This window comes from Arachnia sp., from assembly GCF_057238465.1.
This window is the reverse complement of the sequence record NZ_DBHHFZ010000004.1, coordinates 94,190-118,778: the sequence shown is the minus strand read 5'-3', so window position 1 is coordinate 118,778 and position 24,589 is coordinate 94,190. Positions and strand designations below refer to the sequence as shown.

The window sequence follows — 24,589 nt, the reverse complement described above, 5'->3', positions numbered from 1 at the left end:
CGTGAAGGAAGTGCGGGTGCGGGTGCCGGCCAAGGTGAACCTGGTGCTGAACGTCGGAGCCACCGACGACGAGGGCTATCACGCCCTCGGAACCCTGTTCCAGGCGGTGTCGCTGTTCGACAACCTGGTGGCGCGACCCGCCGAGGCCGGGGTGTTCCGGGTGGGTTTCCGGGGCGAGGGCGCCTCCGGTCTGCCCGCCGACGACACCAACCTCGTGGTTCGCGCGGCCCGGCTGCTGGCCGAGACCTGCGGGACGGGAAACCTCGGGGCGGAGATCCGGGTCCACAAACGCATCCCCGTCGCGGGAGGCATGGCCGGGGGATCGGCCGACGCCGCCGCCACCCTGGTCGCCTGCAACCGGTTGTGGGGGACGGGCCTGGATACGGGGCAGCTCCACGCTCTCGCGGCCCGGCTCGGCGCCGATGTGCCCTTCCTGCTGCACGGCGGCACCGCTGTCGGCACCGGGCGGGGGGAGAAACTGAAGCCCGTGCCGGTGCGCGGCAGCCTCCAATGGGTGCTGGCGCTGAGCCACCACGGCCTGTCCACCCCGGCGGTGTTCCGGGAGTTCGACCGCATCAGCCCGCCCCGGCCCACCGAAATCGACCCCGGTCTGCTGGCCGCCCTGGCCGCTGGTGATGTTCACCGGGTGGGTTCGCTGCTTGGAAACGACCTGCAGCGGGCGGCCGTAAACCTCCACCCCGAGCTGGCCGATGTCCTGGCGATGGGACGCGAGGCGGGCGCGGCCGGCGCCTTGGTGAGCGGTTCCGGCCCCACCATCGCCTTCCTGACCGACACCCCGGCCGCGGCCGATGCGATCTCCGGTCGGCTGGCGTTGTCCTCCCGGGTCCGTGCCGTGCGCCGCGCCCACGGGCCGGTGCCGGGCGCGCGGATCGTGAACTGAGGGAGCTGGGATGGACGAGGTCGACGAGGTGATGGCCGCGTGGCACCGGGAACGCCCCGATCTCGCCACCTCCCCCATGGGGGTGTGGTCGCGGATCCACCGGTTGGCGGCCCTCCTGAACGGGGAACGCAAACGCTGTTTCGCCGAACACGGACTGGAGGTCTGGGAGTTCGACGTCCTGGCGGCCCTGCGGCGCGCCGGACGGCCCTACCGGCTCTCCCCGGGCCAGTTGCTGCAGCAGACCCACGTCACATCCGGGACCATGACCAACCGGGTCGACCGGCTCCGTGCCCGGGGCCTGGTCACCCGCCACTCCGACCCGAGCGACGGCCGCGCCGCCCTCGTCGAGCTCACCGCCGCAGGCCGCCGGGCCGTCGACGAGGCCCTCGGGGCGCTGGTCGAACTGGAGGAGTCGCTGCTGGCCGGGTGGCCGGAGACGGAACGCCGAGCCCTGGCCGGGATGCTGCGGCGACTCCTCGCGGCCGCGCAGGATTGAAGCGGCTCCCGCCACCGCCCGTCCCGGATCGCCTGTCACAATTACAGATGTCCGTTCAATGAAGAGAGTATCGGGGCTTCCACCATCGGCCCCGGAACGGCCGCCCTGTTGAAAGGGGTAAATGATGAGGACGACGAGGACCGAGGTCGCGGTTTCGGGTGGGATGGCCGGGGTCGCCGGTCCGGTGGGATCCGGGCCCGGGGTGTGAGAAGTGCTGCGGAAGCTGCTGCGGCTCCTGTTGGTCGCGTCGTGGATCATCGCCTTCCTGCTGGCCTACCAGTCGGTTGAGGCCGGTAGCGCGGTGTCCCCCTTGGCCGCTCGTGCCCACATCCAGGTGACACGATGGGCGGGGGATGCCTCGGTGGATGAGCTGCGGCGCGACCTCGGGGAACTGGCCCGTGAGAAGGGAATCCTGATCGGACAGGTGGTGCCTTCCCTGGAGCACAATCGCACGGGCAGGACCATCTATCTGACCGGAGCCGGCGCTGATGAGTTCGTGGCCTCGGATCCGGTCATGGATTTCGGGTACGCCATGCGCACCGAACTCAAGCCGATGCCGGAAATCGGGATGCGCGGCCCGGTCGGGTGGTGGATCGTGCTGGGAGAGGCCGGTGGCGGTGCTGTGGCCGATGTCCTGCGTGAGCACGGCGCCGAGGCCCACCAACTCGAGCCCGCGGGATATCCCGACATCAGGAAACTGGCTTCCGGGTCCAGTGAGGTCATCTGGGTGACCGCGCTGCTCCTGGCAGGCGCGACGGCCGCCTCCGTCGTGTCACGGACGCGGCGGTACGCCATCAGACGCCTACACGGCGGGGAGGTGTGGGCCAGCTGGTTGAGCGAGATCGGGCCCCTGTTCCTGGGGTGGCTCCTGGGTGGGGCGGTGACGATGGCGGTGGGGGTTGGCTGGGCCGCCATCTCGTTTGGGGGAGTGGGGGCCGGTGAGCTGGCGGCGCAGACCGCCCTGATGGCCGCCCTCCTGTTCTCCGGGGCGCTGGTTTCGTTGTTGTTCTTCCTGTGGATCACGCACGGCACCGACATTCTCGGAGCCATCAAGGGGGAGATTCCCGGGCGGCCCGTGTTGGCGGTGGCGTATTTCCTGCGATGCGTCTCCGTCGCCCTGGCGCTCGGCCTGGTGGCCGGTGTCGTGGCTCTCTCGGCGGACGCGAGGAGCCGTGAGGAGGCGACACGTCCCCTGCTGGAACTGGGTGATGCATCCGTGGTGGTTTCCGGCAACGTCTACAACCACGAGGACGAGAACCGGCTGGTGGAGGTCATCAGGTCCTGGCTGGCTTCCAAGGACAGGGCAGGGGACCTGCTGCTGGCGAAACGCCAGGCGCTGGCGGAGATCCCCGATGACGGAATGTCCGTTGAATCGCTCTGGGTCAATCACCGCTATCTCGAGGAACAACGGGTGATGCTGGCCGATGGAACCAGGGCCACGGCGGGCAGCCTCGGTGACGGGATCACGATCCTGATCGGCCCCGGGTTGTGGGATCTGCGTGACCGGGTCGAGAAACAAGTGGAGGCCCTGTTCGAGGGAATGATCCGGCAGGACGCAGGCGATCTTCCGGTGAAGGTCGTTCCCGTCGGGGCGGGCCAGGTGCTGAACACCTTCTCCATGCCACCGGAGGTGGCGGGGGAGTCGTTGACGACGACGAGTTCCTCGCTGCTGAGCGATCCGGTCGTGGTAGTTGTTCCTCCCGGGGTTTTCGGGCCCTATGCCGGCACGGCGGGAGATGGGCAGCTGTTGGTTTTCGGAACGGATGGGATCCGTGCCGATGTCATGAACAATCCCGAGCTCGGCCGTTTCGTGTTGAGCGTCACCCCCGTCGTGGAACGGGCCGGGACCATCATGGCGGACAAGAGAAACGAGTTGAGGATCGCGGCCTTCGGTGCCGCGACGGCGGGGGTGGTGGCGGTTCTGGCCGGAGTGGCGGTGGCCGGGGCCTACACCAGATTGCACGCCTCCCGCATCCTTGTCCGGCATCTGCACGGCTGGAGCATGTGGTCGAACTACCGGGTTCTGATCGCGCTGGAGGGGATCATCCTGTTGGCGGTCCTGGCCTGGGCTCCCTATGAGGTGATGCGGAGACGAGCGGAATTCGAGGTGCTTTTTGCGGGTGACCCCACCCTGCAGGCCCCGGCCCTCCAGGTCCTCGACATGCTCCCGGCCCTGCTGGTGTCGCTGGTCGCCACGGGCGGGTTCGCTCTCACGCTCCTGATCGCGCACCGGAACATCGTCAGAAATGGAATCAGTGAGGCCTGAGCATGGTGTTGGTCGTTTCCTCCTTGAAGAAGTCCTTCGGGCCCCGGGTGCTGTGGGAGAACATCGATCTCAGGGCGGAGCGGGGCACCCTGACCGGCCTGATCGGCGCCAGCGGATCCGGCAAGTCAACCCTGCTGAACTGCATCGGGTTGTTGACGGCCCCCGACGGCGGAAGGATCTCCTTCGAAGGCGTCGAACTCCTCGACATGGGATCCACCAGGCGCCGGCTCTTCCGGCGGGACACACTGGGCTATCTGTTCCAGAACTACGCCCTGATGGAGGACGCGACGGTCAAGGAGAACCTCGCGGTTGCGATGCGGGGCAGGAAGGACACCGGCCGCATGCGGGAGGCCCTGGAATCCGTCGGGCTTGCCGACCGGTTGAACACGAGGGTCGCCACGCTCTCCGGCGGTGAACAACAACGCGTTGCCCTGGCCCGCATCATGGTGAAGGCCGCCAAACTGATCCTCGCCGACGAACCCACCGGCGCACTCGACCCCACCAACGCCGGAATCGTAATGGGGCACATCCGCGCCATCGCCGACCAAGGGGCCTGCGTCGTGATCGCGACCCACGATCCCTTCGTAATGGACGGCTGCGATCAGCTCCTCAACCTTGACGAGGGCGCGTGAGGAGTTCGCGGCTTCGAGGTTCTCCCGGGTTGTTTCACCTGACCTTCTCCGAACCCACCACCCAGGTGTTGCACCCGCCGATGGACTCGGAGTGGAAACCCCGCATGCCCCAGTACAGCAGCGACTCCGGGCTGCCGTGGATGCCGTCGTCGATGAAGCTCTGCAGCGCCTTGCGGAGGACCTGGTAGTTCTTCTCGGTGAGCGCGAAGGAATCGTCGCTGCGGATCATTCCGGTGGCGTAGCACTCGGCCTGGATCTCCATCCGGCGTTCCGTCTCGTTCCCGCTGGGAAGTTTGGCCTTGGCGTTGAACAGTTTGCTCTGGGCCTGGATGTGGTGCCCGTACTCGTGGAAGACCATGAGCTTGATCCAGATGACGCTAGTGGAGTTTTCACGCAGCAGCCTGCCGCCGAAGTACAGGCTTCCCCCGTTCGCGCTGCAGTACACGGCGGGCGCCTGCAGGGTGCCGCAAGGAGTGGTCGCCGTGCCCCCCTCGTAGTAGTTGATGGGAAGGGAATGGGTGGGGTAGCCGAGCTGTTTGAAAACGGGAATCCACGCCCTGTGTGTGCACTCCACCGCGGCTTCGATCTGCTGTTTCATCTCGGCCATGGAGCTTGCGTGGCTTGGTTCGGGGCATCCGGTCACGTCGGGCCAGGCAAGATTGTAGATGGGTGCCCGCTGAACCGTCTTCCACGCCGGGTCGTTGGAATCGGGGCTGGGGAGGGAATCCAGGTTTCCATCGGGCACCTTCCAGCCGTTCTGTCCCGGCCTGCGAGGGGCGGAAGTGGGCGTCGGTTCGGGGGAGGGTGTTGTCGGTTCGGGCGATGGGGTCTGCTTGGGCGGGACGCTGCTGCGCCGGGTCGTCGGGCTGGGGGAGGAGGTCGTGGTCTCCTCGGCGGGTGTCGGTTTCGAAGTTGATTCCCTCGGCTGGGAAGAAGTCCTGTGCGACGTCGTCGCGGCGGGTTCGGATGTGGTCTGATTCTTGGAACCGAAGGAACCCGCAAGTACCGCCAGCAGGGGAACCAGCACGACCAACCCGATCACGATGCCGAACGCCACCGGAACCCCTGCCCCGCCCTGCCGTTTCGGCGGTTGGGGGCTGTACTGGAAACCGAAACCCTGCTGCCCCGGAGTGTTCCAGTAGGGATTTGTGGACACCGGCGCCCAGCCCTGCCGGGGCGTCGGCTGCTGTCCCCAGATCGGCTGCTGATTCGGCTGCCACTGCCCACCCGGACCCGGAACACTCATTCTTTTTCCTCTTCGCTCCGTCTGCTCATGACTGTGCTGACGCGAGAAGTTTCGCACCCGCCCAGCTCATGCGCGTCCGCAGGTGTTCATCCGGAGGGTGGGAGATGGGCTCGCCGCCGCTCGTCCTTGAGTTCGACGAGGAGCCTGGGGTCGGCCTTCAGGTTGGCCATTCCGTTCCAGGCCAGATTGATCAGGTGCCGGGCCACCACCAGCCGCTCCGGTTTGCGGTCGTTCAGCCACTGCTGGCCCGTCATGGCCACCAAACCCACCAGGGCCTGGGCGTACAGGTGCGCGTACCCCGGGTCGCGCCCCAGACGGGCGAACTCGGCTCCCAGGATCTCCTCCACCTGGATGGCGATCTCGCTGAGGATGGAGGCGAAGGAACCGGTGGGGTTCGCCAGCGACGAGTCACGTGAGAGGATGCGGAAACCGTCCGGGCAGCGGTTGATGTAATCGAGGAGAGCCAGGGCACCGCGCTCGAGGGTTTCCCGGGGTCCCGCACCGGGTTTGTTCAGGGCGGCCCGGATCTCCGCGTGCAGCGTGGTGGTCTCGCGTTCCACCACCGCCTGATAGGCGCCGTCCTTGCCCCCGAAGTGCTCGTAGACCACGGGTTTTGACACCCCGGCCCGGGCGGCGATCTCCTCCACGGACGTGCCCTCGAACCCCCGCTCCGCGAACACCTCCCGGGAGATGGTGAGCAGCTGCTCGCGCCGCTCCGCCGAACTCAGGCGCACCCGCGAACGACGGGCGCGGGTACTGGCGGGCGTTGGCATGGTTCCAGTTTCCCGCATCCGTGGGACGATACCCAAACAAGGGTCCGGGACAACCGGTTTTCATGCCTCCGTCCCGGTTCCACGTACCCAGCACGATGCAAGGTGGTCGTTGACCAGCCCGATGGCCTGCATGGTGGAGTACAGCGTCACCGGGCCGACGAAACGGAACCCCAGGTTCTTCAACCGGTGGCTGAGGGCCTCGCTTTCCGGGGTCCGGGCCGGTATCTCGTCGCGGTTCTCGGGTGGGACCAGCGCGGGAGGGGGGACGTGTTCGGCGAAGATGTCCGCCAACCGCCCGCCCGCGACATGCAGGGCGACCAGCGCCCTGGCGTTCGCGATGGCCGCCCGGATCTTCATCTCGTTGCGGATGATCCCGGGGTCCGCCATCAGGCGGGCGACGTCCTCCTCGCCGAAACCCGCCACCGTTTCCGGGTCGAAACCCGCGAAGGCCGCCCGGAACGCTTCGCGTTTGCGCAGGATCATGATCCAGTTCAACCCCGATTGGAAACCCTCCAGCACCAGTCGCTCGAGCAGCAGCGACTCCTCCGGGTCATCGGGGAGGGGGCGTCCCCACTCGGTGTCGTGGTACTGCTCGTACAGCGGATTCCCCGCCCCGAAACAACGCTCCATGCTTCCTCCTCGGATCAGTCCTTCACCAGCAATCATGGACACACCGGTGCCGGATCCTCCGGAAACGCGACGCCGCCCCGGGACTGTGGAAAACCCAAGGACCGGTTCTTTCCGTTAGACTTGCGAACCGGCCCGGGTTCCGGGTCGTTCCCCGGTTGGTCTTCCGGCAGGGCCCGCCTGACTTTGAATCAGGATTAGCGAAGTAGGTTCGACTCCTACCCGGGGAGCACGAAATGCCTGAACAGGATCATGCAGGCCACGATGATGGCGAGCCAGATGAAGTCCGAGATTCTCACCTCGCGCTGCAGCCGTTTGCCCTGCGGCGCGACCTGAACGGGGGTTCCCGGCCCGTAGCTGGTGTTCCCGGCAGCCCCGGCCAGTGCACGTGGATCGCTGTAGCGGTTCACGACCGGGGTGAGCGAACCCAGCACGCCGTTCGCGATGGTCTCCAGCAGGCGCCAGGTGTCCGGGTGTGTCAGGTCCTGCTGGGATTGGGTGTAGCAGAACAGCCAGTCGTCGACCATTTCTATGTCGTATACGACGGGCGCGTTCAGCAGTGCTTCCATGACGTTGGGTGGCAGCAGCTGGAAGGCGTCGCGGCCGTAGCTTTCGGGGGCGTAGAGCTGATAGTGGCTGTCGAAGGGTTCCCCCAGACTGATGCGCTGCGAGGATGCGAAGGTCTCCGGCAGATTCGTTCCCCACCTGCCGTTGTTCGCCTTGGCATCAAGCAGCAGGTGCGGGACGGGATGCGGCAGCCGGAACGCGGCGAAGCGCCAGTAGTAGGTGGTGCTGTCCTTGCCTGAGCCCGTGGTGTATTGGTAGCGGCCGGCGTCGGCCAGTAACCCGGTCAGGGAGAACAGATGGAAGGTGGAGGCCCGGGAATTTCCCTTGTTGAAAAGCAGCCCCGGGTAGTTGGGGTTGGCCGAGCGGATTCTGAACTGCATCCCGTTGGCGTCGGCGAAACGCGCCAGCAGGGCCCAGTCCATCCGGCGCCGGTGAGACTTCAAAAGTCTCTTGACGGAAAAGACGACAACCGTGACGAAGACGGCACAGAAAAAGAACGCGAAGAGCAGGAACTGATTCGAGAATCCGGAGATTCGCAAGACGTTGAAGAAGTGGAAGGTGACCAAGGCGAAGGCGGCCACGAAGATGAGCAAGGCAAGCCACCCGGGTGCCCCGCGGGGTCCGAACTCGCCGTTTTTGCGGCGCTGTTTCAGGACCTGTAGCTCCTGCGGGGTGAGGGGCATCACCAAGGGGTCCGTGTTGAATCTCACCATGGCCCTCAGACTAACCAGACGAAGGCTCAAGTGGTGAGGCCGGCCCCGGCCCGAATCGGCTCCGCCGTTACCTGGTGAACACGTAGACCATCTGGTAGAACAGGAAGAACCCGATGAGCCCGACGAACCCGATGAGCAGGAGGATCAACACCGGGTTCGTCATGCTCCGGAGACGCCTGCCCAGCGGCGCCACCGGCGCCGGGGTTCCCGGCCCGTAGCTGGTGTTTCCGGCAGCCCCGGCCAGTGCACGTGGATCGCTGTAGCGGTTCACGACCGGGGTGAGCGAACCCAGCACGCCGTTCGCGATGGTCTCCAGCAGGCGCCAGGTGTCCGGGTGTGTCAGGTCCTGCTGGGATTGGGTGTAGCAGAACAGCCAGTCGTCGACCATTTCTATGTCGTATACGACGGGCGCGTTCAGCAGTGCTTCCATGACGTTGGGTGGCAGCAGCTGGAAGGCGTCGCGGCCGTAGCTTTCGGGGGCGTAGAGCTGATAGTGGCTGTCGAAGGGTTCCCCCAGGCTGATTCGCTGCGAGGACGCGAAGGCCTTGGGGAGGTTTGTCAGCTTCCACTTGTTGTTCGCCTTGGCGTCGAGCAGCAGGTGCGGGACGGGATGCGGCAGCCGGAACGCGGCGAAACGCCAGCGGTGGATGGACCTTTCCTTGCCGTTGCCGGTGACGTACTCGTAGCCGCCGACATCGGCCAGCACCCCGGCCGAGGAGAACAGATGAAGGGTCGAGGCCCGGGAATGCCCTTCGTGGAAAAGCAGCCCCGGGTAGTTGGGTTTGGCAGAGCGGATCCCGAACTGCAGCCCGTTGGCGTCGGCGAAACGGGCGAGCAACAACCAGGATCGCCGCTGCCGCAGGTATTTCCTGATCCCCAGGAGGAGAACGGCAAGGATGATCAGGATGGGCAACAGCAACAGGAACCACATCAGGTTTCCGTGCGGATCCCTGTTCACCAGGGCCTCCCAGAGCTCTGGGGCCGTGGCCGCGAACATGAGCACGAACACGATGACCCCCATCACCTTGACCCAGGGAGATGCCGGGGAACCGAAATCGCCGCGTCTGCGGCGCAGCTTCAGGGCGTTGGTTTCCTGAGGGGTGAGCGGCGATACCAAGGGTTCCGTGTCGAATCTCACCATGAACCTCAAGATATCGACGCAGCAGGTCAGCGGACCTGACCGTTTCGGCGGATCGGTTTGTACAGCGGTGGGCCAGCAGGGCCCATGGCTGGTAGTTTCATACCGTGAGTCCGGGGAGGCCCCGGTGAACCAAGGGAAGGAAACCACCTTGACCATCCCTGACAGCGATCTGGCTCCCGTCGCAGCGGTCATCGTGCTGGCCGCAGGCGGCGGAACACGAATGAAGTCACGTCGTTCCAAACTGCTCCACGAGCTGTGCGGCAAGTCGATGCTCAGCTACGCCGTCTCAGCGGCAGCGGCACTCAACCCGCATCACCTCGTGGTCGTGGTGGGGCACCAGCGCGTCGAGGTCCTGGAACACCTCGAGTCGCTCAGCCAGAACGTGACCACGGCGGTTCAGGAACAGCAGCTGGGAACCGGCCATGCGGTCGACTGCGGGCTGGGGCAGCTGCCGGACATCGAGGGGGAGGTGGTCGTCACCTACGGTGACGTGCCACTGCTCACCGGCAAGACCCTCCGCAAACTCGTCTCCATCCACCGCGCCGAGAGCAATGCCGTCACGGTGCTGACCGCGGAGGTGGAGGACCCGGCGGGCTACGGGCGGATCGTGCGCACCGGCGGAAAGGTCACCGGAATCGTCGAGCACCGGGACGCATCCGACGAGCAGCTCCTGATCCGCGAGATCAACTCCGGCATCTACGTCTTCGACGCCGCCGTCCTGCGCAACGGCCTGGCCCAGCTGGGTACCGACAATGCGCAGGGCGAGCAGTACCTCACCGATGTCCTCCGCTACGCCCACGACCTCGACCGTCCCGTCGGCGCGCTGATCATAGACGACGTGTGGCAGACCGAGGGTGTCAACGACCGCGTCCAGCTGGCCCGGATGGGCCAGGAACTGAACCGCCGCATCCTGGAACGCTGGATGCGGGAAGGCGTGACCGTCATCGACCCGCGCAACACGTGGGTCGATGTCGACGTCGACCTCAGCCGGGACGTCACCTTGATGCCCGGAGTGATCCTCCAGGGCGCCACCACCATCGCATCCGGTGCCGTGATCGGCCCGGACACCACCCTCCAGGACGTCGAGGTGGGGGAGAACGCCACCGTGGTCCGTTCCCACGGGTCCTTCGCGATAATCGGCGACGGGGCCAACGTGGGCCCGTTCTCCTACCTGCGTCCCGGAACCCAGCTCGGTCCCGGCGGGAAGATCGGCGCCTTCGTCGAGACCAAGAACGCGGTCATCGGGGAAGGGTCGAAGGTTCCGCACCTCAGCTATGTCGGCGATGCGATCATCGGCGACGGGGCCAATATCGGGGCGGGCACGATCTTCGCCAACTACGACGGCGTCAACAAATCCACCATCCACGTCGGAAACGCGGCATTCATCGGATCGAACTCCGTGCTGGTGGCGCCCGTCGACATCTCCGACGGGGCATTCGTGGCCGCCGGGTCGACGGTCACCGACGACGTCCCCGCGGGGGGGCTCGCCGTGGCCAGGGGGCGGCAACGCAACGTCAACGACTGGCAGGCCAAGCGCCGCCCGGGATCGAAGGCCGCGCGGGCCGCCGCCGAGAGCGACGGCAAAGTACACCCAGCCGTCACCGAGTCGAGAGCCAAGAAGAAGGAATGAAACGACTCCGCATGAGGAACGAGACCGCGAACAACAAACACCTGATGCTCTTCTCGGGCAGGGCATTCCCGGAACTGGCGGAGGAGATCGCGGCCACGCTTGAGACGAACCTGGTTCCCACCCGCGCCCTCGCCTACGCCAACTCCGAGATCTATGTGCGTTTCGAGGAGTCGGTGCGTGGCTGCGACGCCTTCGTGATCCAGTCGCACACCGCGCCCGTCAATGAGTGGATCATGGAGCAGCTGATCATGGTGGACGCCCTGAAACGGGCCTCCGCGAAACGCATCACCGTGGTTGCGCCCTTCTACCCGTATGCGCGTCAGGACAAGAAACACCTCGGCCGGGAACCCATCTCGGCCCGGCTGGTGGCCGATCTCTACAAGGCCGCGGGGGCCGACCGGATCATGTCGGTGGATCTCCACGCCTCGCAGATCCAGGGGTTTTTTGACGGCCCGGTGGATCACCTCTGGGGACTTCCGGTGCTGAGCGACTACGTCCGGGCGCACTACGACACCTCCGAGATGTGCGTCGTCTCGCCCGACGCGGGACGGGTCCGGCTGGCCGACATGTGGACCGACGAGCTCGGCTGCCCGCTCGCAATCATCCACAAGCGCCGCGACCACGAGAAGGCCAACACGGTCGCCGTGCATGAAGTGGTCGGTGATGTGCGGGGCAAGACCTGCATTCTCGTCGACGACATGATCGACACTGCTGGAACCATCACCCAGGCGGCGCTCGCGTTGCAGGAACGGGGGGCCAGCAAGGTCATCTGCGCCGCCACCCATGCCGTTTTCTCGGGGCCTGCGGTGGAGCGGCTGAACAAGTCGGGTCTGGCGGAGATAATCGTGACGAACACGCTGCCGATCCGGACCGCCGAGCCGGTCAACAATCTGACGGTGCTGTCGATCGCCCCGCTGATCGCGAGGGCCATCAACGCCGTTTTCCGTGACGGATCGGTGACTTCTCTGTTTGAAGGACAGGTGTACAAATGAGTGTTCGTGGGGTCAACAAGCTGTCAATCATCGGCGCCGGGGCGGTGGGTTCCTCGCTGGCCTACGCCAGCCTGATCCGGGGAGTTGCCCGGCACGTCGTGTTGTACGACATCAACGCGGCGAAGGTCCGTGCCGAGGCCCTCGACCTGGCCCACGGCAGCCAGTTCATGCCGCAGGCGAGGATAGAGGGATCGGATGATCCCGAAATCACCCGGGGTTCCGATGTGGTTGTGATCACTGCGGGGGCGAAACAGAAACCGGGGGAAACCCGGATGGATCTCGCGGCCTCCACCGTGAACCTGATGAAAAAGGTGATTCCCCCGCTGGTGGAACGCTCCCCCGATGCGATCTTCCTCATGGTGACCAACCCGGTGGATGTCACAACCTATGCGGCGCTGAAGATCAGTGGCCTGCCCCGCAACCAGCTGTTCGGGTCGGGCACCGTGCTGGACTCCTCCCGGTTGCGGTACCTCGTCGCGGAGGCCTGCGAGGTCGCGGTGGTGAACGTGCACGCGTACATCGCTGGTGAGCACGGTGACTCCGAGATCCCGCTGTGGAGCGCCGCCACCATCGGTGGTGTCCCGCTGCTGGACTGGGAACGCCAGACCGGGAAGCTGGACGAATCCACCCGCGACGCGATCGCGGATCAGGTGGTGAACGCCGCCTACGAGGTGATCGCGGGAAAGGGTGCCACCAACTACGCCATCGGGCTGGCCGCCACCCGGATCATCGAATCGGTGCTGCGTGACGAACACCGGGTGCTGCCGATCTCGAGTCTCGTGGAGGACTGGTACGGCATCAAGGATGTCTGTCTCTCCGTTCCCACCATCGTCGACCGCCACGGTGCCGGTCATGCCCTGAGGCAACCCCTGACCGACGGTGAGCTCGGCTGCATGCACGAATCCGCCGACGCCATCCGCCACACGCTGAACTCGCTGGGGTTCTGATGTCCTGAATCCGCCCGTCCCGGCCGGTCAGGCACCGGCCGGGACGGGCGGTGTGATCAGGCCGTGTGTTTCCGTGATGCAGGCCGGGGAATGGCCCCGCGCTGGCGCAACCGGGATACCACGCGGTTCAGGCCCACGGGGGTCAGACCGAGGTACTGGGCCACCTCGCGCTGCGACATCCGCGCCGCCAAGCGGGGATATTCCTGTAGGAAGGCGAGGTAGCGTTCCTCGGTGTTCATGGTCAGGAACTGGTACTCGCGATGCGTGTGATAGGCCACCAGACGTAGCAGGACGACGGTGGAGAAGCGGTACCACTCGGGATGGCGCTTCGCCAGGGCGGAGAGAAGCCGGATCGGGGTGCCGACGATGTTTGAATTCTCTTTCGCCAATGCGCGCTTGCGTGAGAGGGCCAGCGGGGAATCCATGAATTGGTAGTTCGTGGGAAGACCCAGCAACTCGCTGAACTCGCGGGGGTTTGCGTTGAGGAAGACATCCCCCTGCTGCATGTAACTGGCGATGTGGGATTTGCCCTTGAAGGTGACCATGGATGCGATGGCCCCGTTCAGCACCAACCACATCATGGGCTGGTTCCCGCTGGGCAATGGTTGCCCGGAATCGATCTCCATCACGATGGAGGAGGCTGCGCAGAGGTTCCAACCCGGCAAGGGGCAGCCGACGATATTCTCCATGGATCGCCGCGCGATGTGCTCCCAGCGGGTGCCTACGAGGTGGGTGGCACTGGTCATGATCAGATCTTAACCCCGGTTAACTAGTGATTTTTCCGATAGTTAACTGCATCCGGGGCCAAACTGCAAAATCGCGGCAGGTCAAAGGTGATTATACGCCCCTGTCCGGGTGACATGTGATTGATGTTTTGTCCACACCGGAGGCTTTGCCGGCGAGCGTCGCTGGTCTCGTCGCCGGGGTCAGGGTGGTACCCCTAGTTGGCCTCCGGGGAACCGTGGCACCGTGGTCTGGGGGAGGCCTGCGAACCGCATTCCCCGGGACGATGTTCTGCTGGTGGGGGAAGGATAGTTTGGATTCGTCAGTTCAAGAATCGAGGAAGGTATCGACGTGAGCATCGCTCCACCCGCAGTGGTCCCCGCCTGTGGCGCCCAGAATCTGACGAAGGTGTTCGGGGAGGGTGGGTCCCGGCCCGTAGTCGCCGTCAACGACGTGACCCTCGCCATCGAGGCCGGATCGTTCACGGCCATCATGGGGCCGTCCGGCTCCGGAAAATCGACTCTGATGCACTGCATGGCCGGGCTGGATCGTGCCACCAGCGGATCGGCCTGGGTGGGCGATCAGGACCTGTCCCGCCTGCCCGAACGGCAGGTCACCAGGATCCGGCGGGACAAGATCGGGTTCGTGTTCCAGTCCTTCAACCTGCTTCCCACGCTCACCGCGGAGCAGAACATCCTGCTGCCGCTTGAATTGGCGGGTCGCAAACCGGACCGTGAGGTGTTCAGGGGGATCGTCGACTCCCTGGGGCTCACCGATCGCCTCACCCACCGCCCGAGCCAGCTCTCCGGGGGGCAGCAGCAGCGGGTCGCGATCGCGCGGGCGCTGGTCACCAGCCCGCAGGTGATATTCGCCGACGAACCGACGGGCGCCCTCGACTCCCGCACCGGCACCGCCCTCCTGCAATACCTGCAGCGATGCTCCCGCGAACAGGGACAGACCATCATCATGGTCACCCACGACCCGAAGGCCGCGGGATACGCGGACCGGGCCCTGGTGCTCTCCGACGGGAGCATCGTCGACGACGTGGCCCGGCCCTCCGCCGAGATCATGCTCGCCAGCCTCGGGCGTCTGGGGGCGTGATGCTACGAGACGCAATCAACGAGATCCGGCTGCACCCGGGCCGGTTCGTCGCGACGCTGCTGGCCATTGCGATCAGCGTCGGATTCATCTCGGCGATCATGATCGGGGTGCGCACCGAGGAGAACTCGATGACGCGGTCCGGGGTGATCGCGACCTCGAAGTCCGACGTGGTGGTCGAGCAGGTCGGTGCGAATGATCAGAGCAAACCGGATGAGGTGCTCAAGGCCATTCAGGGGGCCTCCGGGGTGACACAGGCGGAGGCCTCCGTGGTGGCGCTCTTTCCGCTGACCCACGAGAATTTCTCGGTTTACACCAATGCAGTCGTGCTTCCCTCGGCCGAGTTCCGCTGGGCCTCCCTCGCCGAGGGTTCCTGGCCTTCCGGGGAGGAAGAGATCACCCTGTCCAGGGCGGGGGCGGAGAAACTCCACGTGAAGGTCGGGGACAAGGTCGCCATGGGCTTCTCGAGGGATGAGCAGAGCAACAGTTACCGGGTCGTTGGCATCACCAACGACGCGCCCTCGCTCTACACGACGACCTCCTACATCGCCGGTTTCGGGCCGGAGCGGCAGGCGTCCATGTGGGTTGTCAAGGCTCAGGCCCCGGCGGCGGCCGTCGCATCCATCCAGCGGGCTCTCGAACCGTTCGGATCGGGCAACTTCAAGGTCAGTACCACGGACGACTACCGTAACGATCAGATGAAGCAGCTCACGGGTGGGTTCGACGTCTTCCGCAACCTTCTGCTGGTATTCGCCGCGATCTCCGCGGTCGTCGGCATGATCATCATCGCCAACACCTTCACGATCCTGGTCACCCAACGCCGACGCCAGATCGGTCTGCTGCGGGCCGTCGGCGCGTCGACGGGGCAGGTCGCGGGAAGACTCTTCGCGGAGGCCGTTCTGCTGGGGCTCGTCGGTTCGCTGATCGGCGTGGGCATCGGGGCCGGTGTCGCAGCGGTGGCGGGTCTCTGGACGGGTGCCATCTACTGGGGTCTGGTGTTCCCGCTCGGTGAGCTGGGGATCGCCGTCCTCGCCGGTGTGCTGATAACCGTGCTCTCGATGATCGGCCCCTCGCTGGCGGCCACCCGGGTCAGCCCCCTCGAGGCCCTGCAGGTGGTGCCCAGCGCTGCCCGCGTCAAACGGTTGAGCATCACCCGTGGGGTGTTCTGTTGCCTGTTCCTGCTCCTGGGGGGCAGCCTGGTTTTCCAGGCCTTCGCCGATCCGGCCAGAGGATTGCTCTGGGCCATCGGCGGCGGCGGGTTCCTCTCCTTGGCGATCCTGCTGGCGGCACCGTTCTACGTGCCGGTGCTGTTGCGCCTGTTCGGGTGGCTCCTGGGGTTCATGGGTTCCACGGTCAAGCTGGCAACCAGCAACTCCGTCAGGAATCCCCGTCGCGCCTCGGCCACGGCGGTGGCCCTGATGCTCGCGGTGGGACTCGTGGTCACGCTCCAGGTGGCCGTTTCCACCATGCGCACCTCGGCTCTTTCCGACATCAACCAGCGCTACCCGGTGGATGTCAGCGTGCGGGACTTCGACGGTCCCCTCAAATCCGGTGTGGTGGAGGAGCTCCGCAGGAACGAGGGGGTCGCGAAGGTGGTGGAGATCCCCAGCAAACAGGTCGACCTGGGCCGTATGGAGTTTTCCGTCCGCAACGTGAACGTCGCCCGCGCTGAGCTCGGTCTCCCGGACCGGATGAATGCCCCGGACGGGGTGTTCCTGGTCAGTGCGGAAATCGCGGCCGACCTGCCCAGTCGGGTGGATCTGCCGGGCGCGGGGCAGTTGGAGGTGCGCTCCTCGAAGTCGGTTCCCTACAACGCGGCAGTGGTCTCCGAGGCAACCTTCGAGAAACTGTCCGGGCAGAGCGAGATCCGGGAGGCCTGGATCAAGTTGACGGATCGGACCTCCAGCACCGCCCTGAACCAGGTGATGAAGGTGATTTCTCCCCTGTCCTCTGATGTCGAGATCGGCGGTGGCGCCACCATGGCGGGGATACTGGAGCAGATCGTGAACGTTCTCCTCACGGTGTTGACCGCGTTGCTCGGTGTCGCCGTGGTGATCGCCCTGGTCGGTGTCGGCAACACCCTGGGCCTGTCGGTGATCGAGCGGCAACGTGAATCGGCGCTGCTGCGGGCCCTTGGCATGCAGCGCAGGTCGCTCCGGCTGATGCTGCTGGCCGAGGCGATGCTGCTGGCCGTGGTGGGCATCGTGATGGGTGTCGCGGCGGGTTCGTTCTTCGGTTGGCTGGGTGTGGTCACATCGCTCGGGATGATGGACGAAACCTCCCGGCCCGAGGCGGTGTTCTCCGTCGACCTGCTCTACACGGGTGGTCTGATCCTGGTCTGTGTGGTCGCGGCGGCCCTCGCGTCGGTGCTGCCCGGCAGGCGCGCGGCGAACGCCACCCCGACGGAGGCCCTCGCGGCCGAGTAGCGTCCGCTGGCTGGGAAGACCGAGTGGCTGATGCCGAATCCCGCGGGATCGGCATCAGCCACTCGGCCGTTACGGGAACGGCGGGAGGGGATTGTGAAGATCGCGAAACCCACCACGGGCCTTCCTGTCCGGTCCTGTGCTTTCAGGAGGCGCTTCAGCGTCTGCCAAGGCCGCCGACGGGCAGGCCGTTCCGACGACAGCCGGTGCGGAAGCGGGTGGATCGACCCCGGCTTACGTCAGCGTGTGTGGGCTGCCCGAATCGGATCCTGTTCCGTCGGTAGCCCTTGTTCGCTGAAACGGTTGCTGGCTTCGTTCCGCGCTTGCACCCGCCGTACTTACTGTATATGCTGCATATATACAGAAGGGAGGGTGTGGTGGACGTCGTGTTGTCGAACACCGCGGGGATCCCGATCTATGTCCAGATTGAGGACCAGATCAAGGCGGCAATCCTGCGGGGCGAGGTCTCCGAGGGGGATGCGCTGCCATCCATCCGGGCCCTCGCCCGCGACCTCAGGGTCTCCGTCATCACCACCACCCGGGCCTACGCGGAACTGGTGGCCGACGGGCTCGTCGCCAACGTGCCCGGAAAGGGGTACTTCGTCCTGCCGCGCGATGCCGAACTCGTTCGCGAGCAGGTGCTCCGCGAGGTGGAGACCCACTTCGCGAACGGCGTGTCCGTGGCCCGGCTGGCCGATGTCGACGACGACGAGATCCGCTCCATCCTCGAACTCGCTCTCACCCAAAGGGAGGACGCATGACCAGCGACAGTCTCCTCACGCTTACGGGAATCACCAAGCAGTACAAGGAGTTCCGCCTCGGTCCCATCGACCTGGACGTTCCTCGTGGCTACGTGATGGGTCTGGTCGGGGCCAACGGGGCGGGCAAGACCACCGCCATCAAGATTGCTCTGGGTGCGGTGCGTCCACTGGAGGGTGTGGTACGCCTTATCGACAAGACTCGCGTCGGTGTGGTCCTCGACCAACCGTGCTGGCACTCTGGCTGGCAGGTCCGAGACCTTTCCCGGCTGCTCGGCCCGTTCTACCCGGACTGGGACCAGAAAGTCTTCAATGAACTGGCCGAGTGGGCGGGGGTCTCGCAGCGGCTGAAGGTGAGGGAATTCTCCCGGGGCATGGGTATGAAGATGCAGATGGCGGTCGCGCTGGCGCACGGGGCCGAACTGCTGGTGCTCGACGAACCGACCAGTGGTCTCGATCCCCTGGCCCGCAGCGAACTGTTGGACAAGCTGTCCGAGTTCATGACCGACGAACGGCACTCGGTTTTGTTCTCCACCCACATCACCACCGACCTGGACCGTATCGCTGATCTCGTCACGGTTCTCGACGCCGGTGAGGTGGCCGTTTCCGGTCCCCGCGACGACCTGCTTGAGGCGTGGGTGATGATTCGCGGTGGTGCCGCCGATCTCACCGGCGAGTTGCGCACCCGGATCCGCGGTCTCAGACAGCACTCCGTCGGCTGGGAAGGGCTGCTCGCGGCAGCCGACCTGGGGTTGTGCGGCCCCGGTGTCGTGGCGGATACTCCGTCCGTCGAGGACCTGCTGGTGCACCTCGCGAGGGAGCGGAAAGATGCGTGAACTCGGATCCGCGCTGAGGATCGATCTACATCGTCTGCGCGGGGTTTTCCTCTTCGGGGGACTCATGGCATTCTTCTGGGTCATTCCCGGGCTTCTGCACGGGATACTGGACGAGGGGAAACCGTCCTTCTCGATCTCTGTCCCTCTTCTTTCCCTTTTCCTGGTCGTGCTGATGCTCGTGCTGTTTCAGGTCGGGAGAGTGGACGGGGTGGATATCCTCTACGACATCCTGCCGCTGCGGCGCCGAACGGTGATCATCTCGGGCTACCTGGTCCTGCTGGTCCTGTCCTTCCTTTTCGAGATCGCAGTGGCGGCGATGATGCTGGCCATGCCGATGGCCGGGGTGAACGTCGGAGCCGACTGGCCGGTCGCGGTGCTGGCGTCGCTGGTCACGGCTCTTTTCGGTTTCGCGATCGCGGCTCCTCTCGTCGTCAGATTCGGGGGCAGGAACGGGGGAATCGTCATCTTCTCCATTCTGGCGGTCACCGCGCTCGGGGTCCATGCGATGGTGCAAACGGCTTCCCCGGGTGCGTCACCCCCGCTGCTGACCGGATGGCTGCCTCTTGAAGGGCTGTGGGTGCTGCTGCTGGCGGGTCTGGTGGCGTATGCCGTGTCGCTTCCGGTGTCCATCCGCATCTACGAGCGACAGGATCACTGACCGATGGGGTCCTGCGGGAGATTCATTGCAGTGCCGCCGTCTGCCCGCGCGAAAGGAGGGAAAAATGCGTGAACTCAAAAACGCCATCAGGCTGGATGTGAAGCGCATGTCGGACTCTCTGTTTCTTATGGTGATAGGGGTCCTGGTCTGGGTTTTCCTCGGTATTTTCAAAAACTTGATGGACTGGGCGTTGGCCATCGTCTTCATTGCGTTCATGACGACGGTGTCCGTTTTCTACGGAAAATTCGGCCTCGACGGAACGGAGGATGCCGATCTGCTGTACGACACCCTGCCCCTGCGGCGCAGGACGGTGATGATCTCGCACTACCTGGTGTCGCTGGCCTACCTGGTGGCTGCCGAGATCGTGGCGGTTCTGGCGCTGCTCCTCGGGGAATTCCTGGGGCTGAGGGCCGGCGGTGACTGGTGGGCAGCGGCGTCGGCGGCGGTGGGAATCGTGCTCGTCATTTTCGCGGTCATGGTTCCTGTTCTGGTTCGCTTCACGGATGCCAGAGCGGTGGCCGTGTTGGTCGTTGTCGCGGTGGTCGCGGGCGTGGGAGGCTACCTGCTGGCACAGCTGATGTCCCCACTACCCGGTTGGGTCCTGGCGGGGTGGCCGTGGCTGCTGCTGATCGCCGGTTTGGTGGCCTGGGCGCTGTCGCTGCTGGTGACCATCCGTTTCTACCAGCGGCAGGACCACTGACCTCAGCCGGAACGACGTCCGGATGTCCCCGGACGGTAGGCGGAGACGCTGGGTTCGCCGGGCAGCCAGAAACGCCACGGATGGCGTTCGGCGTCACCGCCCGGGCCCGAAACCCCCACCCGGGGACCCGTCGACCACTCACCGGGCGGAACATCGGGCAGCCACCACGACCACTCCTCGCCCAGCAGGTCGGCGCCGTCGGTTTCGCGCGACGACCCGAGCGCCTGCCCCAGGTTTCCGGGGCCGCGGGCCAGGTGATGCTCCGGCAGGGGAGTCGAACGGGGCCTCGCCGCCCGCCGGGTGCGCGCCAGGTCCGCTCCCTCGATGACCTCGCCGGCCCGCAGCAGGCAACCCGTCGGGACACCCGCCTCGTCGCACACCACGTTGAGGTTGTGGTGCATCCCATAGCTGAAATAGCAGTACAGGTGCCCGGGCTCCCCGAACATGGTGGCGTTGCGGGCGGTGCGGCCCCGGAAAGCGTGCGACCCGGGATCGGCGGGCCCGGCGTAGGCCTCCACCTCCGTGATGCGGACCGCGACGGTGCCCTCGCCGGTGCTCCGGGCCAGTGCGCAGCCGAGCAGCAGCGGCGCGAGTTCGAGAACGGGGCGACGGAACCAGGCGCGGGAGGCGCGTGTGAAACCGGGCAGATCCATGGGGGCATTGTGCCGCGACCGGGCCCCGGAACGGTCCCGTGAACCCATCTGGCGGAGCGGCCGCTGGCAGCAGAGCCCCGCTGCCACTAGCCTTCTGTTCATGCTGCTGACTGGAAGTCGCGTTGTTCTCTGCAGGCATGGTGTCACCGATTTCACCGCTTCTGGTCGGTGGGACGGGCGCGGAGGAGCCGACCCGGCGCTCAACGCCGAGGGACGCGCCCAGGCCCGTGACCTCGCAGCCCGCATCGGGGCCTTCATCGGGGACGCGCCGGAGGTGCGCGTGGTGTCTTCGTCCCTGCGGCGCGCCAAGGAAACCGCCGCTCCCGTGGCCGAGCTGTTCGGGACCGGGGTCACCCCCAGACGGGTCTGGGACGAACTCGCCTTCGGGGAGTGGGATGGCCTCACCGGTGACGAACTGCGCGGCGAGAAACCCGACGAACTCCTCCGGTTCTGGGGTGACGAGACCTTCCGGGTGCCCGGCGGTGAATCCCACATCGACCTGCACACCAGGGTGCGTCCCGCATTCGAGAAACTCATGGGGTTCAGCGGCACCACGGTGGTGGTCACCCACTGGGGGCCGATCATGAGCTGCATCTCGCTGGTGCTCGGGATCGACCTGCTCCCCGCGCGGCGCCTCAACCTCGCGCCGGCGTCCATGACCTCCTTCATGGTCACGGAGCAGGGCCCGCAGGTGGAGTTCATCAATGACCTCGGGGCGCGGGTGACCCCGCCGGAGAGCATCTGAATCAACAGCAACGATCCCCGGCGGACGGATCTTCAGGGCCTCCGGTCCCAGGCCCCCGGGAAGCGGATGCCGTCGCCACGGTGGAGCCGGGACCTCACGGGACGAGTCTCTCCTCGTGGCACTGCTCGGGGGCGACCCCCAGGTCGCGGGCCTCGGCCAGGACGGAATCGACGAACCCGCCCGGGCCACAAACGAACACGTCGGAGTTCTCCAGGTCCGGTGCCAGCGTGGACAGGTCGTGGCCGGCGTATCCGATGCTCACCCAGCGGCCCTCGTGGCGCGGGCCGGTCATCAGGTGCAGGACGATGCCGCGATCGTCGCACAGCTGCTGGAACTCGTCGAGGAGGAACAGCTCCTCGGGGGCGGATGCGCGGAGGATCACGACGGTGTCCGCCGGGTGCGCGGTGGTGGCCTCCAGCAGCGACCGGATCGGTGCGAGATCGGTTCCGGCGCCGATCAGCACCAGACCGTCCCGGGTCCGGGATGCGTCGGTGAAGGCACCATAGGGGCCGGCGAAGATGACCCTCGTGCCGGGCCTGGCCGCCGCCAGCTCAGCAGTGTGCTCATCGGTGATCCGGACGGTGATGCGCAACCGATCCCTCGTCGGCGCCGCGGACAGGAAGAACCGGTGGGTCCGGGTCCACAGCTGAGGGGTCAGCAGGCGCCAGGCGAAGCACTGGCCAGCCCGGGCCATCAACCTGTCCAGGTGCCTTCCGGTGAACTCCAGGTGGAGGAGGTCGGGGGTCAGGTGCACGGTGTTTGCCAGTTTCAACCGATGCCGCCAGGAACGGAGGAGTGGAGTCAGGAGCCGGTACCAGAGCAGGCAGGCGCCGACGAGGACCAGCAGGACGCCCCAGTAGATGCGCTGCGCCCTGCCGGGCAGGAAAACCGGGTCGAGGCGGAGCATGTGGGGGATCGCCAGGAGCACCGCGGCGTAGGAGAGGATGTTGAGAAGGTGTCGCACCTCGCGGCGCAGCCCTCGGCACACCGCCAACACCGATGCGATCGTCGTCAACAACAGCAGGGCGGCGGAGGCGAAGGCCAGCGGCAGGTTCCCCGACCACAGCGAGCCGACGGCACCGGCGAGGTCGTCGCGATTGGTCCATCCGGTTCCGGTGATGATCAGGGCGACGTGGGTCAGCACCCCGAGCACGGTGACCCGCCCCAGCAGCCGGTACCACCGGACTGCCCTGACCTGCCCGAGCACCCGGTCGATCACGGGAACCCGGGCGGCCAGCAGCAGCATGAACAGCATCGAGTTCATCGCGACCAGGCCGGCCACGACCCCGAGCCCACCCAGCACATCGGAGAGGCCGGTGAACCGCTGCCCGGCGCCATCGATCAGGTGGGGGATGACCGAGAAGGCCGTGCCCACCCAGGCCGACCCGGCCAGCAGGGCGCGCCAAAGACGCAGGCGCTGCCCGCGCGGCTGGGCGGGGGCCCGCTGCGCGGCGCGCGACAGTGGTCGGGATGAGGTCATACCGGTATATCCTTGCGACGAATCTGTGGGGAAGCTGTTGAAGGACCCGTGAAAACCTGAGGGGTCGTTGAAAGTGTAACTTTTCCGCGTCGTGAACCAAACGCGTGCGGATCGCCCTGTCCCGGCGGATGACCGGCACAAGGCCCATCACCTTGAAGCTGGCTCAACCGGCTTCGAAGGGGTGGTTTCGACTCGGGCCGCTCGTTCCTCGCGTCCCGGCTCAACCAGCTTGGGGAGGGGCAGTTGGTTGAGCCGGCCTGCTCGCTCTGCGAGCTGGTCGTGTCGAAACCTTGGTGACCTTGTCCGGGGTGTTGGAGATGGGTTCTACCCGCCGGGTGTGAGTAGTGGTTTCGACTCAGCCGTTCGCTGGCGCTCACGTGCTGGCTCAACCAGCTTCAAAGGGGTGGTTTCGACTCGGGCCGCTCGTTCCTCGCGTCCCGGCTCAACCAGCTTGGGGAGGGGCAGTTGGTTGAGCCGGCCTGCTCGCTCTGCGAGCTAGTCGTGTCGAAACTTTGGTGACTTTGTTCGGGGTGTTGGGGTTGGGTTCCGGTTGTCCGGTCCGGGGTTCGTGTTCTGGGGTGCTGCTGAACCTGAGGTAGGCTGTGCGAGCTGCCTGGCGAGGGACCCGACGTCCGTTATCGACTAGCAACCCCTGCAGGCGTGCATCCCATCCACACCTCAGGAGGTAGAAATGGCCCCCCACAAGCTGGAAGCCACCGCCCGCACCGAGTTCGGCAAGGGCGCGGCCCGCAAACTGCGTCGCGCCGAACGCGTCCCCGCCGTCATCTACGGGCCCGGCATCGAGCCCGTCCACATCTCCCTGCCCGGCCAGGAAACCTTCCTGCTGCTCCGCGAACCCGGGGTCACCTTCGAGATCAGCATCGACGGTGCCGATGCCGTGGTGGTCGCCCCGAAGCAGGTGCAGCGCGACCCGATCACCGGCTTCCTGGAACACGTCGACCTGATGCCGGTCAAGGGCGAGTGAGCCCCTCGCTTCATCTCGTGGCCGGGCTCGGGAACCCGGGCCCGGCCTACGCCCCGACCCGGCACAACGTCGGGTTCTGGGTGGTCGACGACCTGGCCTCCCGCCTCGGGGCGCGGTTCAGCATCGCCCGCGGGCAACGGGCCGAGGTCGCCACGGGACAGCTCCCCGGCGAACACCGGCTGGTGCTGGTGAAACCCACCACCTACATGAACGACTCGGGGATCGCGGTCGCCGCCGTCGCCAAGTTCCACAAGATCCCCCCCGCCAACGTGATCGTCATCCACGACGAACTCGACCTGGAACCGACCCGCCTGCGCCTCAAACTCGGCGGCGGTGACAACGGCCACAACGGACTCAAATCCATCCGCGCCCACCTCGGCACCGGCGACTTCCACCGCGTGCGGGTGGGCATCGGCCGCCCCCCGGGACGCCAACCCGCCTCCGACTACGTGCTATCCCGGATGCGCCTCGCGGACCTGGATGCCATGCGGCTCGACGCCGCGGTAGCGGCCGACGCGGTCGAGACCCTGGTGACGGAGGGTCTCGTGGCGGCACAGAACCGCTTCAACAACTGAAGACGCAGAGGACGCGGAACCTCC

General features: G+C 66.1%; 24 protein-coding genes and 1 tRNA gene. 17 read left to right on the top strand and 8 right to left on the bottom strand.

Going from position 1 to position 24,589, the window contains the following annotated elements:
- The first annotated feature begins 1 nt into the window (after position 1).
- The 4 genes from ACO6D6_RS05960 (at position 2) to ACO6D6_RS05945 (ending at position 4,295) form a co-directional block, all read left to right on the top strand.
- Complete coding sequence (locus tag ACO6D6_RS05960) at positions 2–901, top strand: 4-(cytidine 5'-diphospho)-2-C-methyl-D-erythritol kinase (protein WP_484784068.1); 900 nt, start codon at positions 2–4, stop codon at positions 899–901.
- 10 nt (positions 902–911) lie between these two features.
- Positions 912–1,397: a MarR family winged helix-turn-helix transcriptional regulator gene (locus tag ACO6D6_RS05955; RefSeq protein WP_484784067.1), complete on the top strand. Its 486-nt coding sequence runs from the start codon at positions 912–914 to the stop codon at positions 1,395–1,397.
- A 211-nt stretch (positions 1,398–1,608) separates the two neighbouring features.
- Entirely contained in the window at positions 1,609–3,663 is a 2,055-nt protein-coding gene (locus ACO6D6_RS05950; RefSeq protein WP_484784065.1) for a hypothetical protein, read from the top strand.
- 2 nt (positions 3,664–3,665) lie between these two features.
- A complete protein-coding gene (locus ACO6D6_RS05945; protein ID WP_484784064.1) occupies positions 3,666–4,295 on the top strand; it encodes an ATP-binding cassette domain-containing protein in 630 nt (209 codons plus the stop codon).
- Between the two features lie 34 nt (positions 4,296–4,329).
- Here ACO6D6_RS05945 and ACO6D6_RS05940 read toward each other — a convergent pair whose 3' ends face one another.
- The 3 genes from ACO6D6_RS05940 to ACO6D6_RS05930 all read right to left on the bottom strand — a co-directional run bounded on the left by ACO6D6_RS05940 (position 4,330) and on the right by ACO6D6_RS05930 (position 6,944).
- Complete coding sequence (locus ACO6D6_RS05940; protein WP_484784063.1) at positions 4,330–5,541, bottom strand: neutral zinc metallopeptidase; 1,212 nt, start codon at positions 5,539–5,541, stop codon at positions 4,330–4,332.
- A gap of 86 nt (positions 5,542–5,627) precedes the next feature.
- Positions 5,628–6,269 carry a TetR/AcrR family transcriptional regulator gene (locus ACO6D6_RS05935; protein ID WP_484784371.1) on the bottom strand — a complete coding sequence of 214 codons (642 nt, stop codon included), beginning with the start codon at positions 6,267–6,269 and terminating at the stop codon, positions 5,628–5,630.
- Positions 6,270–6,374: 105 nt separating this feature from the next.
- Positions 6,375–6,944, bottom strand: coding sequence for a DNA-3-methyladenine glycosylase I (locus ACO6D6_RS05930; RefSeq protein WP_484784061.1), 570 nt, complete (start codon positions 6,942–6,944; stop codon positions 6,375–6,377).
- A gap of 148 nt (positions 6,945–7,092) precedes the next feature.
- Between ACO6D6_RS05930 and ACO6D6_RS05925 the strand changes: the two genes are divergently transcribed.
- Positions 7,093–7,171, top strand: a tRNA-Gln gene (locus ACO6D6_RS05925).
- Here ACO6D6_RS05925 and ACO6D6_RS05920 read toward each other — a convergent pair.
- Together ACO6D6_RS05920 and ACO6D6_RS05915 are read right to left on the bottom strand one after the other, a co-directional pair.
- Complete coding sequence (locus tag ACO6D6_RS05920) at positions 7,160–8,221, bottom strand: hypothetical protein (protein ID WP_484784060.1); 1,062 nt, start codon at positions 8,219–8,221, stop codon at positions 7,160–7,162. The genes ACO6D6_RS05925 and ACO6D6_RS05920 overlap by 12 nt on opposite strands.
- Before the next feature lie 67 nt (positions 8,222–8,288).
- The gene (locus ACO6D6_RS05915; RefSeq protein ID WP_484784058.1) at positions 8,289–9,362 is read right to left on the bottom strand and encodes a hypothetical protein; all 1,074 of its coding nucleotides are present in this window, start codon (positions 9,360–9,362) and stop codon (positions 8,289–8,291) included.
- Positions 9,363–9,510: 148 nt separating this feature from the next.
- Between ACO6D6_RS05915 and glmU the strand changes: the two genes are divergently transcribed.
- The 3 genes from glmU to ACO6D6_RS05900 are packed head-to-tail and all read left to right on the top strand — an operon-like array spanning position 9,511 to position 12,931.
- Positions 9,511–10,992 carry a bifunctional UDP-N-acetylglucosamine diphosphorylase/glucosamine-1-phosphate N-acetyltransferase GlmU gene (gene glmU / locus ACO6D6_RS05910; RefSeq protein WP_484784056.1) on the top strand — a complete coding sequence of 494 codons (1,482 nt, stop codon included), beginning with the start codon at positions 9,511–9,513 and terminating at the stop codon, positions 10,990–10,992.
- Positions 10,993–11,003: 11 nt separating this feature from the next.
- Positions 11,004–11,984 (top strand): ribose-phosphate diphosphokinase, encoded by a 981-nt coding sequence (locus ACO6D6_RS05905; protein ID WP_484784369.1) that lies wholly within the window; start codon positions 11,004–11,006, stop codon positions 11,982–11,984.
- On the top strand, positions 11,981–12,931 hold the full coding sequence (locus ACO6D6_RS05900; RefSeq protein WP_484784055.1) for an L-lactate dehydrogenase: 951 nt from the start codon (positions 11,981–11,983) through the stop codon (positions 12,929–12,931). The genes ACO6D6_RS05905 and ACO6D6_RS05900 overlap by 4 nt, the downstream gene beginning before the upstream one ends.
- A 56-nt stretch (positions 12,932–12,987) precedes the next feature.
- On the opposite strand, the gene ACO6D6_RS05895 is transcribed toward ACO6D6_RS05900, so the two are convergent.
- The gene (locus ACO6D6_RS05895; RefSeq protein WP_484784053.1) at positions 12,988–13,677 is read right to left on the bottom strand and encodes a Crp/Fnr family transcriptional regulator; all 690 of its coding nucleotides are present in this window, start codon (positions 13,675–13,677) and stop codon (positions 12,988–12,990) included.
- A 310-nt stretch (positions 13,678–13,987) separates the two neighbouring features.
- Between ACO6D6_RS05895 and ACO6D6_RS05890 the strand changes: the two genes are divergently transcribed.
- The 6 genes from ACO6D6_RS05890 to ACO6D6_RS05865 all read left to right on the top strand — a co-directional run bounded on the left by ACO6D6_RS05890 (position 13,988) and on the right by ACO6D6_RS05865 (position 20,127).
- Entirely contained in the window at positions 13,988–14,755 is a 768-nt protein-coding gene (locus ACO6D6_RS05890) for an ABC transporter ATP-binding protein (RefSeq protein WP_484784368.1), read from the top strand.
- Positions 14,755–17,178: an ABC transporter permease gene (locus ACO6D6_RS05885; protein ID WP_484784051.1), complete on the top strand. Its 2,424-nt coding sequence runs from the start codon at positions 14,755–14,757 to the stop codon at positions 17,176–17,178. The genes ACO6D6_RS05890 and ACO6D6_RS05885 overlap by 1 nt, the downstream gene beginning before the upstream one ends.
- Positions 17,179–17,522: 344 nt before the next feature.
- Positions 17,523–17,936, top strand: coding sequence for a GntR family transcriptional regulator (locus ACO6D6_RS05880; protein ID WP_484784049.1), 414 nt, complete (start codon positions 17,523–17,525; stop codon positions 17,934–17,936).
- Positions 17,933–18,769: an ATP-binding cassette domain-containing protein gene (locus ACO6D6_RS05875; RefSeq protein ID WP_484784047.1), complete on the top strand. Its 837-nt coding sequence runs from the start codon at positions 17,933–17,935 to the stop codon at positions 18,767–18,769. The genes ACO6D6_RS05880 and ACO6D6_RS05875 overlap by 4 nt, the downstream gene beginning before the upstream one ends.
- Positions 18,762–19,427, top strand: coding sequence for an ABC-2 transporter permease (locus ACO6D6_RS05870; protein ID WP_484784045.1), 666 nt, complete (start codon positions 18,762–18,764; stop codon positions 19,425–19,427). The genes ACO6D6_RS05875 and ACO6D6_RS05870 overlap by 8 nt, the downstream gene beginning before the upstream one ends.
- A gap of 64 nt (positions 19,428–19,491) precedes the next feature.
- Complete coding sequence (locus ACO6D6_RS05865; protein WP_484784043.1) at positions 19,492–20,127, top strand: ABC-2 transporter permease; 636 nt, start codon at positions 19,492–19,494, stop codon at positions 20,125–20,127.
- Between the two features lie 2 nt (positions 20,128–20,129).
- Here the strand turns inward: ACO6D6_RS05865 and ACO6D6_RS05860 are convergent, their stop codons facing one another.
- Positions 20,130–20,780, bottom strand: a complete 651-nt coding sequence (locus ACO6D6_RS05860; RefSeq protein ID WP_484784041.1) for a DNA-3-methyladenine glycosylase — start codon at positions 20,778–20,780, stop codon at positions 20,130–20,132.
- A 100-nt stretch (positions 20,781–20,880) separates the two neighbouring features.
- Here ACO6D6_RS05860 and ACO6D6_RS05855 point away from each other — a divergent pair, with 100 nt between their 5' ends.
- Positions 20,881–21,525: a histidine phosphatase family protein gene (locus tag ACO6D6_RS05855; protein WP_484784040.1), complete on the top strand. Its 645-nt coding sequence runs from the start codon at positions 20,881–20,883 to the stop codon at positions 21,523–21,525.
- A gap of 94 nt (positions 21,526–21,619) precedes the next feature.
- Here the strand turns inward: ACO6D6_RS05855 and ACO6D6_RS05850 are convergent, their stop codons facing one another.
- Entirely contained in the window at positions 21,620–23,005 is a 1,386-nt protein-coding gene (locus ACO6D6_RS05850; protein ID WP_484784038.1) for a ferric reductase-like transmembrane domain-containing protein, read from the bottom strand.
- A gap of 691 nt (positions 23,006–23,696) precedes the next feature.
- Between ACO6D6_RS05850 and ACO6D6_RS05845 the strand changes: the two genes are divergently transcribed.
- Together ACO6D6_RS05845 and pth are read left to right on the top strand one after the other, a co-directional pair.
- Positions 23,697–23,990: a hypothetical protein gene (locus tag ACO6D6_RS05845; protein WP_484784036.1), complete on the top strand. Its 294-nt coding sequence runs from the start codon at positions 23,697–23,699 to the stop codon at positions 23,988–23,990.
- A complete protein-coding gene (gene pth / locus ACO6D6_RS05840) occupies positions 23,987–24,565 on the top strand; it encodes an aminoacyl-tRNA hydrolase (protein WP_484784035.1) in 579 nt (192 codons plus the stop codon). Before ACO6D6_RS05845 ends, pth begins: the two co-directional genes overlap by 4 nt.
- The last annotated feature ends 24 nt before the right edge of the window (positions 24,566–24,589 follow it).

Coding starts and splice junctions, on each gene's coding strand:
- ACO6D6_RS05905 (WP_484784369.1), top strand. CDS start 11,004: ATGAGGAACGAGACCGCGAACAACAAACACCTGATGCTCTTCTCGGGC.
- ACO6D6_RS05915 (WP_484784058.1), bottom strand. CDS start 9,362: ATGGTGAGATTCGACACGGAACCCTTGGTATCGCCGCTCACCCCTCAG.
- ACO6D6_RS05895 (WP_484784053.1), bottom strand. CDS start 13,677: ATGACCAGTGCCACCCACCTCGTAGGCACCCGCTGGGAGCACATCGCG.
- ACO6D6_RS05900 (WP_484784055.1), top strand. CDS start 11,981: ATGAGTGTTCGTGGGGTCAACAAGCTGTCAATCATCGGCGCCGGGGCG.
- ACO6D6_RS05945 (WP_484784064.1), top strand. CDS start 3,666: ATGGTGTTGGTCGTTTCCTCCTTGAAGAAGTCCTTCGGGCCCCGGGTG.
- ACO6D6_RS05885 (WP_484784051.1), top strand. CDS start 14,755: ATGCTACGAGACGCAATCAACGAGATCCGGCTGCACCCGGGCCGGTTC.
- ACO6D6_RS05850 (WP_484784038.1), bottom strand. CDS start 23,005: ATGACCTCATCCCGACCACTGTCGCGCGCCGCGCAGCGGGCCCCCGCC.
- ACO6D6_RS05870 (WP_484784045.1), top strand. CDS start 18,762: ATGCGTGAACTCGGATCCGCGCTGAGGATCGATCTACATCGTCTGCGC.
- ACO6D6_RS05845 (WP_484784036.1), top strand. CDS start 23,697: ATGGCCCCCCACAAGCTGGAAGCCACCGCCCGCACCGAGTTCGGCAAG.
- ACO6D6_RS05855 (WP_484784040.1), top strand. CDS start 20,881: ATGCTGCTGACTGGAAGTCGCGTTGTTCTCTGCAGGCATGGTGTCACC.
- ACO6D6_RS05940 (WP_484784063.1), bottom strand. CDS start 5,541: ATGAGTGTTCCGGGTCCGGGTGGGCAGTGGCAGCCGAATCAGCAGCCG.
- ACO6D6_RS05920 (WP_484784060.1), bottom strand. CDS start 8,221: ATGGTGAGATTCAACACGGACCCCTTGGTGATGCCCCTCACCCCGCAG.
- ACO6D6_RS05865 (WP_484784043.1), top strand. CDS start 19,492: ATGCGTGAACTCAAAAACGCCATCAGGCTGGATGTGAAGCGCATGTCG.
- ACO6D6_RS05955 (WP_484784067.1), top strand. CDS start 912: ATGGACGAGGTCGACGAGGTGATGGCCGCGTGGCACCGGGAACGCCCC.
- ACO6D6_RS05875 (WP_484784047.1), top strand. CDS start 17,933: ATGACCAGCGACAGTCTCCTCACGCTTACGGGAATCACCAAGCAGTAC.
- ACO6D6_RS05930 (WP_484784061.1), bottom strand. CDS start 6,944: ATGGAGCGTTGTTTCGGGGCGGGGAATCCGCTGTACGAGCAGTACCAC.
- ACO6D6_RS05860 (WP_484784041.1), bottom strand. CDS start 20,780: ATGGATCTGCCCGGTTTCACACGCGCCTCCCGCGCCTGGTTCCGTCGC.
- ACO6D6_RS05880 (WP_484784049.1), top strand. CDS start 17,523: ATGCTGCATATATACAGAAGGGAGGGTGTGGTGGACGTCGTGTTGTCG.